Origin of the sequence: Verminephrobacter aporrectodeae subsp. tuberculatae At4 (genome assembly GCF_000193225.1) — a bacterium.
Classification (GTDB): Bacteria; Pseudomonadota; Gammaproteobacteria; order Burkholderiales; family Burkholderiaceae_C; genus Acidovorax; species Acidovorax aporrectodeae.
Window position 1 is genome coordinate 1 of sequence record NZ_AFAL01000338.1, and the last position, 376, is coordinate 376.

1 protein-coding gene is annotated in these 376 nt (G+C 75.3%); it reads left to right on the forward strand.

Features of this window, described 5'->3' with window-relative positions; genetic code table 11:
- A partial coding sequence (locus VTU_RS26360; protein WP_010102581.1) for a PfkB family carbohydrate kinase occupies nucleotides 1-298 on the forward strand: 298 nt, incomplete at its 5' end.
- Nucleotides 299-376: the final 78 nt, after the last annotated feature.

Genomic DNA, 376 nt, shown 5'->3' on the forward strand with positions numbered 1-376 from the left:
CCGGCGCAGCTGGCCCTGCCACGCGCGCGAGCGCACGCCGGTGGACCTGGTGGACACGGTCGGTGCCGGGGATTGCTTTTTGGCGGGGCTGATCACCGCCCTGCTGGAGCGCCACGCACGCGGCCCGGACCTGTTGGCGCCGATGGACGAGGCGGACATGCACGCCGTGCTGCGGCACGCGCTGGCCAGCGCCAGCCTGTGCGTGGAACGCGTCGGCTGCGCGCCCCCGACGCGCGCAGAGATCGCGGCCCGGCTCGCGCGCAGCAGCGCGCGGGTGGATACGAGCCGGTTCGCGTAGCCCGGAGACCGGGTTGGAGCTGGTCGCTCCCCCGGCGGTGTTTCAAGCCAGCGCCCTCAGCTCCCAGCCGCCGCAGCC